Genomic DNA, 13,016 nt, shown 5'->3' on the forward strand with positions numbered 1-13,016 from the left:
GAGGAAACTATGTCGGATTTAAAAAGCATTATTGAACAAGCGTGGGAAAACCGCGATAACATTACACCTTCATCTGTCGCGCCAGAAGTGAAAAAAGCGATTGTGGATTCACTAGAGTTGCTCGACAAGGGCGCTGCTCGCGTAGCGGAAAAAGTCAGTGGTGAATGGGTGGTACACCAGTGGTTGAAAAAAGCCGTACTATTGTCGTTTAGAATTCGTGACAATCAACCTATGAGTGATGGTGTAAACCAGTTTTACGACAAGGTACCGCTTAAGTTCAGTGACTATACACCTGAGCAATTTCAGCAAGGTGGTATGCGCGTAGTGCCTAACGCCGTTGCTCGTCAAGGCAGTTTCGTTGGTAAGAACGTCGTGTTAATGCCGTCATACGTAAATATTGGCGCGTATGTAGATGAAGGGACAATGGTCGATACATGGGCTACTGTTGGTTCATGTGCGCAGATCGGTAAAAACGTTCACCTTTCTGGTGGTGTAGGCATTGGTGGCGTGCTTGAACCGCTTCAGGCAAACCCAACTATCATCGAAGACAACTGTTTTATTGGTGCCCGCTCGGAGATCGTTGAAGGTGTAATCGTCGAGGAAGGCGCAGTGATTTCAATGGGTGTTTATATTTCTCAAAGCACACGCATTTATGACCGAGAAACTGGCGAAATTCACTATGGTCGAGTGCCTGCGGGCTCAGTCGTTGTGCCTGGTTCTCTGCCAAGCAAAGACGGTACACATAGCCTATATGCCGCAATTATTGTTAAAAAAGTAGACCAACAGACACGTGAAAAAGTGGGTGTGAACGCCCTGCTTCGCTCTGTTCAGGACTAAGAATCCCCTGCCGTGCAAGCTTTTTGCACGGCTGCTTTGACAACCGCTTTCAAGGTTGCTTACAACCCTATCTGTGTGTGGTTAAAATCAAGCCACATTTAAACGTGGGGCAATCACAATGATATCAATCATTCGCCAACTCACTGTCACTGCACTTTTCTTTATATGACAGGGTGTGCTAACACAACCACTGTGCATATTTATGCCAAGTACACTCCCAATAAAGCGTGCATCAACTTGCATAACGCGTTGCAGAAGCAAGGTTTTGCTGTCAAAACCAATACGCTTGATTTTCCAACCACAATCTCCCGCAATACAATTTTACATTCATTGATGTTACTAGACCCAGATGCACTGCAGCTGGTAAAACAAACAGCACAAAATAGTGGGTTTCAAACAACCAAAACAAAAAAGGTGGGCCAAGCCCACCTTATAAAATACATGTAATTTTGTTTTACAAACCGCGATGCATTTCTTCAAACTTTTCTTCGATAGTTGCCGAAGGGGGTGAAGTCATTAAACTGACAGCGACAATCGCAATAGACGCGGCGATGAATCCCGGTACAATTTCATAAATAAATCCGCTTGGACTTTGCCCTGCAATGGTAAATGGTGCATAGATCCAAACCAATACAGTTGTGGCACCAACCACCATACCTGCCAGCGCGCCTGAGAAGTTCATACGCTTCCAAAACAGACTAAATAGTACCAATGGACCAAATGCAGCACCAAACCCGGCCCACGCGTTGCTCACTAAGCTCAAGATGGTACTTTCTCTGTCATGGGCAAGATAAATCGCAAGAACAGAAACCGCAGCCACACTAATACGCCCGACTAAAACAAGTTCTTTGTCCTTCGCATTTGGTTTAATAAACACTTTGTAAAAGTCTTCTGTCAATGAGCTTGAGCTGACTAACAACTGCGAAGAAATGGTGCTCATGATAGCAGCTAAAATTGCAGCCAATAAAAATCCAGCTATCAATGGGTGGAATAACAATTCTGACAAGACCAAGAAAATTGTTTCAGCATCTTTGACAACGATATTGTTTTCATGAGCGTATGCAGCGCCAAATAGACCTGTTGTGATAGCCCCAATCGTCGCAACAACCATCCAACTCATACCTATGTTTCTAGCCGTCGGCATATCTTTAACACTGCGAACAGACATGAAACGTACAATGATGTGCGGTTGACCAAAATAACCCAAACCCCAAGACATCGCAGAGATAATACCGATCACGCCACCAGCACCAACCCAAGTTAACATCTCTGGATTTAACTCATTCAATGTCGCAACGAGCGGCTGATCTAACAAGCTGAATGTCACTAGTGGCACTAATACAAGCGCAATGAACATAATGCAGCCTTGTACAAAATCAGTCAGGCTAACGGCCAAGAAACCACCAAATAACGTATAAAGAACAACAACACCGGTTGTTACGTATAAGCCAGTTTCGTAGCTCATGCCAAATGAGTTTTCAAATAACTTGCCACCAGCTACCACGCCTGACGAAGTATATAAGGTGAAGAACACAATAATTACGATCGCAGAAACAATACGAAGTGCATTGCTGTTATCTTCAAATCGATTAGCAAAATAATCCGGAATGGTGATTGCGTCGTTGGCAACCTCGGTATAAACACGCAATCTAGGTGCGACAAGCAAATAGTTCAAAAATGCGCCAATAACTAAGCCCACAGCGATCCAGGTACTGCTGAACCCAGTTAAAAACATCGCGCCAGGCAAACCCATTAAGATCCAACCACTCATATCAGAGGCACCTGCTGACAGTGCCGCTACACTCGGCGGTAAATTTCGACCGCCCAACATATAGCCTGATACATCATCGGTAGATTTACGATAGGCATAAAGGCCAATAGCCAGCATTGCCGCAAAATACAAAGCCAGCGATATCATTGTGCCAATTTCCAAAATGACCTCCGTCAATAAAGAGCTTCTCTCCGAATAGCAGTTAATCAAGTCAATAACTGATATTGGAACAAAAGCCAAATACAAAGGCGCACTATATCACGGCTCCACTCGGCCCCCAAGTAAGTGAGATTAAATAGGTTCTATTGCACATTTAGCACTCTAAAATATTACCCTTTAGTACGAAAATACTAAGAAAGTGTAAATTTCATAATGAAATACGTTGTAGATTGCCTTATATTGAAATGAAATGAAGTAACTACTGGGTGTCTCGTTCCATGTATTTTTATGCCGCTAGGCAACCTATTTTAAATATAAATAAAGAAGTCGTCGGCTATGAACTGTTGTTTCGCGATGGCGTAGACAATGTGTTTCCAAATGTTGATGATGTAGAAGCAACTTCCAAACTCATCGAAGGAAGTCAGTTTAACTTTGGCCTAGAAGATCTTACTGATGGTAAACCTGCCTACATCAACTTCACTTTAGAAACTATTTTAAAGGGTTACCCCACCATGATGGGGCGCGACCAATTGATAGTCGAAATACTGGAAACTGTGCAGCCGGGTAAACGGTTGCTCGCCGCAGTTCAAGACTTGAAGTCCAAGGGCTATAAGCTCGTTTTAGACGACTACAAACATCAAAAGGTGTGGCGCCATTTTTATCCATTTATAGATCAAATCAAAGTGGATATGCTAGTAACCAGTATTGAAGAGATCCACGAACTCAAACAGGCTATTGAACCCTACACAAATATTGAGTTAGTCGCCGAAAAAGTTGAAACTTACGAGCAATATCAGCTTGCACTAGAGCTAGGCTTCACTCTGTTTCAAGGCTTTTTCTTCGCCAAGCCCGAAATGGTGCAAACAAAGGCACTGCCACCATCAGAAATGACCTTGGCCGAGCTTTTATATGAAACATCCAGCGTCGATGTTGACCTCAAGCGCATTACGCAAGTTTTTGAGCGCGACGTTAATCTAAGCTACAAATTGTTGCGCTATTCTAATTCAGCGGCATTCAAACGTAGAGCTGAAATCTCCACCATCAAACAAGCACTCGTGGTACTTGGCAACCAAGAGCTGAAAAAGTTTCTGTCACTGCTGTTTGCGTCTCAAGTGGCATCAGAAAAACCAATGGAGCTGATTAGATTATCCCTCACTCGAGCGAGGTTTTGTGAGCTAATAGCTATCAAACACAATAAAATGAAAGACACTGGTATGGCATTTTTGACCGGTATGATGTCTTTGATGGATGCCATCTTGGATGAAACCATGCAAAGTGTCATGCAAAAACTGCCCTTAACCATAGATATCAAAGATGCTTTATTGCATGGTGAAGGTATGCTAGCGAAATATTTGCGCCTTGTGACGTCGTACGAACAAGCCAACTGGAATGACGCGTCACAGTTAACAGAGCAACTAAACCTTCAGGCTCAATCACTACCTGAGCTGTATAAAGACGCATTACAGTGGTGCGATCAACAGATAGAAGCAATGGGAATATAAAACTCATTGCTAGATTCACATAAGTGATGGCATATCATATGCCATCGCCTATCTAGAACATTAAATTGACCTAAATCAACAAACCTTGTGGCAGCTATTCAAGTGCGACATTATGTCACATCCCATCCTACCTCCACCTCAGTAAAATACGCGCCAGAATAATCTATTTGTAATTAAATCAACTGCATCACTAACTGTTGCGTTGATATATATACCTATGAGGACAAAGATGAAAAAGCGCCTGATCTGCACGGTTATAACAGCAGCAATTGCTTGGCAAGGGCACGCACAATCGGATCAAACGATGGAGCATATTGAGGTAATTGCGCCAATGCATAGCCCACTCGATATTAAAACAGACCCCAAGGCAACCAGACAACCGCTCCCAGCGCAAGATGGTGCAGATCTGTTATCGAGTATTGCTGGATTTTCGTTAGTAAAAAAAGGCGGCGCAAGCAGCGACCCTGTATTTAGGGGAATGGCAGGATCACGTATTAACATCATCACAGATGGTGGCGTTACACTTGGCGGCTGCGGTGGCAGAATGGACCCACCTACCGCATATATCACACCACAAACATATGACACCCTAACGGTTATCAAAGGTCCACAAACTGTCTTATATGGACCGGGAAATAGTGCTGCAACAGTTGTCTTCGAGCGCGAATCAGAACGCCTATTAGAAAGAGGTACAACTGGCTTTATTAACACTACAATCGGCGCTTTTGGTAAACGCGTCTTAAATAGTGATATAAAAACGGGTACGCAAGATTATTTTGCTCGAGTGGCTGCCAGCTATAGTGAAGCCGACGACTATCAAGATGGTGATGGCACGCACATACATTCAGCATATGAGAAATGGAATGTAGATTCACAATTTGCCTACACCCCTGACGACTCGACTTTGTATAGTGTCAGTATTGGCCGCAGTGACGGCGAGGTAGCGTATGCCGACAGAATGATGGACGGCAGCCTTTTTGACCGCACGCAAGTCGCTTTGCAAATGACAAAAAGTGAACTAGATGGCTTTGTCACCAGTATCGAAGCCAATGTGTTTTTCAACGACATAGATCACATCATGGACAACCACAGCTTGCGCCAGTTTATGCCAAACATGATGATGAAAACCCCGGTTTCCTCAAATCCTGACAGGCGTACTTGGGGAGGAAAAATCCTCTTAAACTCTCAATTAAATGATCAGATAAGTTTGGCTTACGGATTAGATCACCAACAAAATCGTCATCGACTTAGGATCAGCCGAGATCTCGTCAATATGCCCATTGAATCATTGGTACGATTGGAGACCGCCGAATTCGAGCAAACCGGCTTATTCGCTGAAGCTGAATATAACCTTGGGCAAAGCAGCCAATGGGTAAGTGGTTTACGAATTGACAGCTGGGAAGCCATAGACAGACGCCAAACTCGCTCTGTTATGATGCAAGTTGTACCGAACCCGACTGCTGATCTCTCGCGAGATGACACATTGATCAGCGGCTTTACTCGTTATCAAGCGCAATCTAAAAACAGCAGTTACTACATAGGTGTCGGCCGAACAGAACGTTTTCCAGACTATTGGGAGCTGATGGGAGGCGGTCGCGGTGGAGTTAATAGCCCTAGCGCATTTTTAGTCGACCATGAGACAACGAACCAGCTAGATATTGGCTGGCTTGGTCAATCAAAGTCCGTTACTCACTCAGTCTCCGTTTTTATCAATCGTATCGACAATTACCTGCTCACAGACAACCTATATGAAAAAATGGGGATGACCAGCAAAGTAACGCGAAATATAGACGCACAAACTTATGGCTTTGAAGCTGAAAGTCGCTACAACGTGAATAAAAACCTCGTGACCACCGCAAGCATCAACTATGTCAAAGGTGAAAATCGCACTGATGATATTGCACTTGCCCAGCAACCCCCTTTGCAAGTTCGCTTTGCACTCAGTTATATCAAAGGCAAGTGGCAGTTTGGCAGTTTGTGGCGAATCGTTCAAAAACAGCACCGTGTTGCCATTGGCCAAGGTAACATTGCAGGTCAAGATGTCTCAAAAAGCCACGGATTTGGTACGCTAGCACTAAATATGTCGTACTCTCACCACGATGATCTCGTCTTTAATTTGGGTGTCGACAATGTGTTTGATAAAACCTATGCCGAGCACTTGAGCCGGTCCGGTACAATGGTAAGTGGTTACCCACAAACCGCGAAAGTCAATGAAGCTGGTAGGACACTTTGGCTCAATATGAACTGGAAATTTTAGAAAGTAACCATCTGAAAAAAATAAAAAAAGCCAGCTAACGCTGGCTTTTTTATACGCACGACTTAAAGGTTTTCTAAGAAGTCATCATCGAAGTCTTCCGGCTCTTCCTCCATAGGAGGGTTGCCATCATGGAGTTCATAAAGTTGCCTTTGAAAATACACATCTTTTAAAAAGGTGTACGGATCCAAAGACTCATTTAGTAACTTCTCTTGCGACATCAGAGATGCACGCGCCTCTACCGCTCTCAATGCAAACACAATTAACGTTTGCGGTGTCGTCAAAGCGATTTCAGGTAATACAAGGTTGTCTACCAAATCACCCGCTGTATTGCGAACGGTAGAAGGGCCCATTGCTGGTAACATTATATACGCACCGTCACCCACTCCCCACACACCAAGAGTTTGACCAAAGTCTTCATCTTTATGCTCAAGGCCTATTTCTTTGGCAACATCAAACAGACCTAAAACACCTACTGTTGAATTGATCAAGAAACGTGCAACATTGATACCTGCATCACCGGGTTTTCCCTGTAATGCGGCATTTATAGCGTCAGTAGGCGCTGCAATATTGGTAGTAAAGTTTACAATGCTACTGCGCACGGGTGTTGGTGTAATTGCGACATACCCTTTCGCAGCTGGGCGCAAAATATAGGCATCAAGCACATCCATATTGAAGTCATAGATGGGCCTATTCATTGATTGCAACGGATCACGGGGATCTTGTTTCACCTCGGGGACCTGCGCACAGCCAACGAGCATGAACGCAAGCGCTGCACCGACAATTTTTTTATACATTTAGCTTCCTGTGCTGGTTATAACACGACTTATAGTGACACTAACCTGTTGACGCAAATCCTTATTCAGCGTGATCACATCAGAATGTCCTTCAAGCTCACCAGCTTGTGTCATAACCGAGTCATCAACCGAGATACGCGCCGTTATCACAACTTCATCGAAATTGGACAACTTCAGATCTGGCAACATTGCCATACTATCATTCAAAGTGACATCTAAAGGCAAGTTAAAAACTGTAAGTTTTTGCACTGCAAGTGGCATTCTTGGTCCGTTTGCTGCTTTTGCAAACACAAACAAAGTCGCGTTGTCGGGTAATTGAGCTTTTAACTTATCATCAAGGTAAACACGCACACTTAATTCAGGGCTCGCGGCACCTATCGGCGAAGCACTTTCGCCGAGCTTTTTAGTAACTTCATCAATGCGTTGTTTGATCATGTTATAGCGCGGGTCGTTAGGTTGCACTGTTGTCAATAAAAGCTCAAAAGCTGACTTTGCTTCCAACCAGTCTTCCCGTTGATACGCAATTAAAGCTAGTAGCGACACGGCATCAATATTCTGCGGGTCCTTTCTCAATACGCTCGAAAGCATTCTTGCGGCACGATTAACGCTCGACTCAGATCCCTCGATCAACAGTGCCTGGCTGTAATTGACTAACACATTATGGTTATCTGGTTGCATAGCCAGCGCTTTATCAAATGCTTGCATCGCCATTTCGTAGTCATTCAATGACATCGCAACACGGCCTAATAACATCCATGCAACAGCATCATCGCCACTGTTTGCTAATTTAGTGCGTAGTCCCAATGCAAAAGCTTGTAGCTCATTCGCTGATAGCGGTTCGCCTGTTTGCAACACGGCTCTTTCACCATATTCTGGCAACTTTTCAACGGCTTTTTGCCAATTGGCAATTTGTTGATGACTGCCAGTAAAATAGTAAAAGACACTGCTGACAACAAGCGTAAACGCAATGCCCGTCGCTCCAAGCACCAAGTTGTTGCCGCGAGTGTCCAGAGTTTGCTCAGGTGATAGCTCATTAAGCAATCGCCTTTTTAACTCGATAACAGACTCTTCAAAATCAGTTTTTCCAATACGCTGGTTTTCTAGTTCGCCCTTTAGTTCATCTAATCTTTGATGATAAATATCAATACGCTGCGCATTGGCATCATGATCAACTGACACAACCTTTTCTTTTCGTAAAAAGGGCACAACCACAAATAGGCAACTCAAAACTGCCAATAGGGCAAAAATTCCCCACATTTGTGTTAATTCAATCATTGATGACGCTCCTTACGCTGATATTGCGCTATCAACTTTTCTAGCTGCTTCTCCTCTTGCGCACTCCACTGCTGTTTTTTTGCCGCTTTCTTTTGTCTAAATACAATAAAGCCAAAGCCCAAAACAACAATTATGACAGGTAAAACCCAAAGAATTATAGTCGCAGGCGTGACAGGAGGCTGGTAGTGCACAAAATAACCGTATCTATCAATCATATAATCAATTATTTCTTGCTTCGAGTTCCCTTCATGAACCAATGACAGCACTTTGTCCCGCAGATCTTTGGCGACCACGGCATCGGAGTCCGCTATATTTTGATTCTGACACTTAGGGCAACGCAGCTCCAATGTGAGCTCTTTAAATGTTTGCGCTTGCGCCGCATTTTTAAATTCGTATTGATCTTCTGCCGCATTAACCACCACGGTACTAGAAAATAACAACACAATCATAAGGATCACAGTTCTAATTTTCATTACTGTATCTCCTCTAGAACAGGTAGAAACTTACTACGCCAGACTCTTTGGTTAATGTCCCCAGTATGATGCAATAAGATGGTGCCTTGTTTATCCACTAGAAAAGTTTCAGGTGCGCCAGATACACCCAAGTCCAATGCCAAGCTGCGTTCCAAATCAAGTATATTAAATTGATATGGGTTGCCCGCCCGGCCAAGCATTGTCTGTACTTCATCTCTCAAGGCGTGAATATCAAAGTGATCGCCAAAGTCAGGATCATAGGCTTGCTCGTAATACAAACCGACAATTTTAACCCCCTGCTCACGCAGCCTAGTTAGATAACCCAGCTCCGCAATACAAGTTGGACACCAAGTACCCCAGACATTCATTAAGTACACTTCACCCAACAACTCTTTTTCTGTCCAGCGAGTTTGCTCATCCATTAAATCTGGTAAATTAAAACTCGGCATAGTTTGCCCAAGGCGACCGGTTTGCAATTCTCTTGGGTTGCCAAAAAGCCCTTGATAAAGAAACACACATAACAATACAAAAATCAAAAATGGCAAAAAGGCCAGTATTTTTCGATTCATAGTGACTCCTGAGCGACTTTTTTAACACGACGACGGTAGCGTTTATCTGCAAGTACAATGAAGCCAGCCAGTGAAATTAAAATCCCCCCTAGCCACATCCAACGTACATAAGGCTTGTGATAAATGCGTAAAGACCAAGCACCTCGACTCATTTGCTCGCCCAGTGCCAAATACAAATCACGGAAAAAACCATCGTCAATCGCGGCTTCTGTCATAAATTGCATACCAATATCGTATAAACGTTTCTCTGCGTACAATTCAGTAACCACATTTTCTTGTTTAAGCACCGTCACCACACCAGCATACCCGCTGTAGTTAGGTCCTCGGATCTCTTTCACACCCTCAAAACGGTATTGATATTCGTTCAGTGTTGCAATATCCCCGGGTTTCATAGCCACAGAACGCTCTACCGAATATGCAGAGGTCAGAGTGACGCCAGCAATAACAAATGCAAGCCCAACATGGCCCAATACCATTGCCCAATAACTGAGCCCTAGTCTCTTAAACCCCTCTGTTATAGAACTTTGCAAAGAGACTCTTTGTAACAAGTCTGCCGCAGTAGCAAATACAATCCACACAGCCAAAGCAGTCGCTACAAACGTTAACCCAGAGACCATGTCATAGCTGGAGAACAGCCATGCAGCGGTAGCCACCAAACTTAGGCCTATCGTTACCAACCACTTTTTAGCCATTGCTGACAACTTGTTCTGCTTCCATCTGAGCATTGGCGCAATTCCCAAAAGTAGCGCAAATGGCACAATGATGATTGAAAACATTTGATTAAAAAATGGTACACCTATAGAAATTGACCCTAAGCCCAACTCTTTATGGATCATTGGCAGTAAAGTACCAAGCAGTACAATCAGAGTCGCAACGACCAAGAAGATATTATTCAGCCACAGTGCAACTTCTCGAGAGACAAAACGATAACGTCCTTCACTATGAACCTGAGACACTCGAGCAGCATACAGTGCTAAGCTGCCACCGACGACAACAGCAAGGAATGACAGAATATATAAACCTCTATCAGGGTCCGTTGCAAAAGCATGTACAGAAACAATGATCCCTGATCGAACAATAAAGGTGCCCAATAAACACAAACTAAATGCCGCAATGGCGAGCAACACCGTCCATGATTTGAACACACCGCGTTTTTCCGTCGCGGCCAAAGAATGCAATAGCGCGGTAGCCACAAGCCAGGGCATCAAAGAGGCGTTCTCTACAGGATCCCAAAACCACCAGCCTCCCCAGCCTAACTCTGCATATGCCCACCAGCTTCCTATCGTTATACCCAAGGTAAGAAAGGCCCATGCAACCATTGTCCATGGACGCGACCACTTAGCCCAAGTGTTGTCCAGTTTGCCAGTCAGCAAAGCCGCAATGGCAAAAGAAAATGATACGGAAAGACCTACATACCCCATATAGAGTAAAGGTGGATGAATGATCATACCAGGGTCTTGAAGTAGCGGGTTTAAGTCTCGGCCTTCTACTGGGAAGTATGGCAGCAAGCGCTCAAATGGGCTCGACATCCACAGGGTGTATAGCATAAAACCAACCCCTAAAAAGCCAAGTACGCCCAATACTCTGGCTCTTAGCACCCAAGGTAAGGATTTAGACATCATTGCAACCAGTGCTGTCCAACTAGATTGCATCACAAGCCACAACAAAATGGCGCCTTCGTGCCCACCCCAAGTCGAAGTAACTTTGTAATACCATGGAAGAGTACTACTGGAATGGTGAGCAACATATGCCACCGTGAAATCATCTGTGAGGGTAACGTAGATCAAAACCCCAAATGAAAAAAGTACAAATAAACACTGCCCTAATGCCAACGCAGGTGCAGCTCGCATTAATCTCAAGTTACCCGTGTATGCCCCCCACAAGGGAAAAATACACAGTAAGAGGCTTAACGCCATAGCTAAAACTAGAGCGAAATATCCTATTTCTGGGACCATACTAGTTCTCGCTATTTAAATTATATTTTGGTTTTTCGTGTTTGATCCCTTTGACTGCCTCAGCAACTTCTGAGGGCATGTACTCCTCATCATGCTTTGCCAGTACTTCAAAGGCTTCAATAACGTCTGACTCTATTAGAGTCCCCTGAGCAACGATCCCCTGCCCTTCACGGAACAAATCAGGTAAAATTCCCTGATATCGAATAGTCACCAAAGGCCCTGTATCTATCAGCTTAAACTCTACATCTAAGGATGTTTCGTCACGCACAACCGAACCTGGCACCACCATACCGCCAATACGCAGTTTCTGCCCTATTTCAGGTTTCTCATTTTCAGGCCCCTTACCATTAACTAGCTCACTCGGGGTATAAAACAGATTAATGTTCTCTTGCAACGCATATAACGTAAGACCAACTGCTGAACCGATTCCAAAAATAACCGCCAATACAGTAAACATACGTTTTTTTCGTCTTGGATTCATACTTGCGCCTCCAATTCTTTGGCCTTTTTAATACGTTCTTCTCTGGCCATTTGGGACTTCACTTCTTGTTTTAATTTTTTATTTTCATAAAGTGAAGAGAATAACAAACCTAATATGATCCCTGCACAACTTCCATAAGAAAGCCATACATAAAACCCATAACCGCCCATGGCGATAAAGTCGCTCAATGATTCAAACTGCATAATCAACCTCGACTAACTAATTGACGGACCCAAGGGCGATGCTTCTCAACCTGCACAATTTCATTTTTAAGGCGGATCAGAGAAAGCGCGCCTACCAAGGCTGCAAAACCTAGAATATTGATCAACAACGGCCACAGCATAGTAGGGTCAATAGCCGATGTATCAAACTTAGTGATGGTTGCTCCTTGATGCAATGTGTTCCACCACTCCACCGAAAAATGGATGATAGGTAGGTTAACTACGCCAACAATTGCCAAAATACAAGCAGCCTTGCCCCCTGCTTTTTTATCTTCAAAGGCGTGAAACAAAGACAGCACACCCAGATACAAGAACAACAAAATTAACTCCGATGTGAGCCTTGCATCCCATACCCACCAAGCTCCCCACATAGGTTTGCCCCACGCAGATCCAGTGATCAATGCGATGGCAGTCATTGCAGCGCCTACCGGAGCAATCGCAATCACTGCAAGTTCTGCATTACGCAACTGCCAAACCAACGCAATAATGGCCGCAATGGCCATTGAAGAATATGCCCCCATAGACAAAATAGCCGACGGCACATGAATAAAGATAATCCGGTAACTATCCTTTTGTTGGTAATCCGCAGGAGCATAAGCAAGCCCCCAGACCCATCCAACGACAATACATAGCACGGACACCACGGCAAAGTACGGAAGCAAGGTGTTACACAACTGGTAAGCACGCTCCGCTTTGGCATAAGGATGTAACCACTTCCACAT

General features: G+C 44.1%; 12 protein-coding genes. 3 read left to right on the forward strand and 9 right to left on the reverse strand.

What is annotated here, in order from left to right:
- Nucleotides 1–9 precede the first annotated feature (9 nt).
- Entirely contained in the window at nucleotides 10–837 is an 828-nt protein-coding gene (gene dapD, locus MHN81_RS17760; protein ID WP_023401847.1) for a 2,3,4,5-tetrahydropyridine-2,6-dicarboxylate N-succinyltransferase, read from the forward strand.
- Nucleotides 838–1,291: 454 nt separating this feature from the next.
- Here the strand turns inward: dapD and putP are convergent, their stop codons facing one another.
- Nucleotides 1,292–2,770 carry a sodium/proline symporter PutP gene (gene putP / locus MHN81_RS17765; RefSeq protein WP_036977311.1) on the reverse strand — a complete coding sequence of 493 codons (1,479 nt, stop codon included), beginning with the start codon at nucleotides 2,768–2,770 and terminating at the stop codon, nucleotides 1,292–1,294.
- Between the two features lie 275 nt (nucleotides 2,771–3,045).
- Here putP and MHN81_RS17770 point away from each other — a divergent pair, with 275 nt between their 5' ends.
- Together MHN81_RS17770 and MHN81_RS17775 are read left to right on the forward strand one after the other, a co-directional pair.
- Nucleotides 3,046–4,269, forward strand: coding sequence for an HDOD domain-containing protein (locus tag MHN81_RS17770; RefSeq protein WP_239426332.1), 1,224 nt, complete (start codon nucleotides 3,046–3,048; stop codon nucleotides 4,267–4,269).
- A gap of 229 nt (nucleotides 4,270–4,498) precedes the next feature.
- Nucleotides 4,499–6,526, forward strand: coding sequence for a TonB-dependent copper receptor (locus MHN81_RS17775; protein ID WP_239426333.1), 2,028 nt, complete (start codon nucleotides 4,499–4,501; stop codon nucleotides 6,524–6,526).
- A gap of 62 nt (nucleotides 6,527–6,588) precedes the next feature.
- Here MHN81_RS17775 and MHN81_RS17780 read toward each other — a convergent pair whose 3' ends face one another.
- From MHN81_RS17780 to MHN81_RS17815, 8 genes are read right to left on the reverse strand one after another with little or no spacing between them, the layout of a single operon-like run.
- A complete protein-coding gene (locus MHN81_RS17780; RefSeq protein WP_239426334.1) occupies nucleotides 6,589–7,320 on the reverse strand; it encodes a VacJ family lipoprotein in 732 nt (243 codons plus the stop codon).
- Nucleotides 7,321–8,595 (reverse strand): c-type cytochrome biogenesis protein CcmI, encoded by a 1,275-nt coding sequence (gene ccmI / locus MHN81_RS17785; protein WP_239426335.1) that lies wholly within the window; start codon nucleotides 8,593–8,595, stop codon nucleotides 7,321–7,323.
- Nucleotides 8,592–9,044 carry a cytochrome c-type biogenesis protein gene (locus MHN81_RS17790; RefSeq protein WP_239426370.1) on the reverse strand — a complete coding sequence of 151 codons (453 nt, stop codon included), beginning with the start codon at nucleotides 9,042–9,044 and terminating at the stop codon, nucleotides 8,592–8,594. The genes ccmI and MHN81_RS17790 overlap by 4 nt, the downstream gene beginning before the upstream one ends.
- A gap of 23 nt (nucleotides 9,045–9,067) precedes the next feature.
- Nucleotides 9,068–9,637, reverse strand: coding sequence for a redoxin family protein (locus tag MHN81_RS17795; RefSeq protein WP_239426336.1), 570 nt, complete (start codon nucleotides 9,635–9,637; stop codon nucleotides 9,068–9,070).
- Nucleotides 9,634–11,592 carry a heme lyase CcmF/NrfE family subunit gene (locus tag MHN81_RS17800; protein ID WP_239426337.1) on the reverse strand — a complete coding sequence of 653 codons (1,959 nt, stop codon included), beginning with the start codon at nucleotides 11,590–11,592 and terminating at the stop codon, nucleotides 9,634–9,636. The genes MHN81_RS17795 and MHN81_RS17800 overlap by 4 nt, the downstream gene beginning before the upstream one ends.
- Before the next feature lies 1 nt (nucleotide 11,593).
- Nucleotides 11,594–12,073 carry a cytochrome c maturation protein CcmE gene (ccmE, locus tag MHN81_RS17805; RefSeq protein ID WP_023401837.1) on the reverse strand — a complete coding sequence of 160 codons (480 nt, stop codon included), beginning with the start codon at nucleotides 12,071–12,073 and terminating at the stop codon, nucleotides 11,594–11,596.
- Nucleotides 12,070–12,276 carry a heme exporter protein CcmD gene (ccmD, locus tag MHN81_RS17810; RefSeq protein ID WP_063383319.1) on the reverse strand — a complete coding sequence of 69 codons (207 nt, stop codon included), beginning with the start codon at nucleotides 12,274–12,276 and terminating at the stop codon, nucleotides 12,070–12,072. Before ccmD ends, ccmE begins: the two co-directional genes overlap by 4 nt.
- A gap of 2 nt (nucleotides 12,277–12,278) precedes the next feature.
- A complete protein-coding gene (locus tag MHN81_RS17815) occupies nucleotides 12,279–13,016 on the reverse strand; it encodes a heme ABC transporter permease (protein ID WP_023401835.1) in 738 nt (245 codons plus the stop codon).

This window comes from Pseudoalteromonas sp. Of7M-16, assembly GCF_022347805.1.
GTDB lineage: Bacteria > Pseudomonadota > Gammaproteobacteria > Enterobacterales > Alteromonadaceae > Pseudoalteromonas > Pseudoalteromonas luteoviolacea_F.

Coding starts and splice junctions, on each gene's coding strand:
- dapD (WP_023401847.1), top strand. CDS start 10: ATGTCGGATTTAAAAAGCATTATTGAACAAGCGTGGGAAAACCGCGAT.
- MHN81_RS17770 (WP_239426332.1), top strand. CDS start 3,046: ATGTATTTTTATGCCGCTAGGCAACCTATTTTAAATATAAATAAAGAA.
- MHN81_RS17775 (WP_239426333.1), top strand. CDS start 4,499: ATGAAAAAGCGCCTGATCTGCACGGTTATAACAGCAGCAATTGCTTGG.
- MHN81_RS17780 (WP_239426334.1), bottom strand. CDS start 7,320: ATGTATAAAAAAATTGTCGGTGCAGCGCTTGCGTTCATGCTCGTTGGC.
- ccmI (WP_239426335.1), bottom strand. CDS start 8,595: ATGATTGAATTAACACAAATGTGGGGAATTTTTGCCCTATTGGCAGTT.
- MHN81_RS17790 (WP_239426370.1), bottom strand. CDS start 9,044: ATGATTGTGTTGTTATTTTCTAGTACCGTGGTGGTTAATGCGGCAGAA.
- MHN81_RS17795 (WP_239426336.1), bottom strand. CDS start 9,637: ATGAATCGAAAAATACTGGCCTTTTTGCCATTTTTGATTTTTGTATTG.
- MHN81_RS17800 (WP_239426337.1), bottom strand. CDS start 11,592: ATGGTCCCAGAAATAGGATATTTCGCTCTAGTTTTAGCTATGGCGTTA.
- ccmE (WP_023401837.1), bottom strand. CDS start 12,073: ATGAATCCAAGACGAAAAAAACGTATGTTTACTGTATTGGCGGTTATT.
- ccmD (WP_063383319.1), bottom strand. CDS start 12,276: ATGCAGTTTGAATCATTGAGCGACTTTATCGCCATGGGCGGTTATGGG.
- MHN81_RS17815 (WP_023401835.1), bottom strand. CDS start 13,016: ATGTGGAAGTGGTTACATCCTTATGCCAAAGCGGAGCGTGCTTACCAG.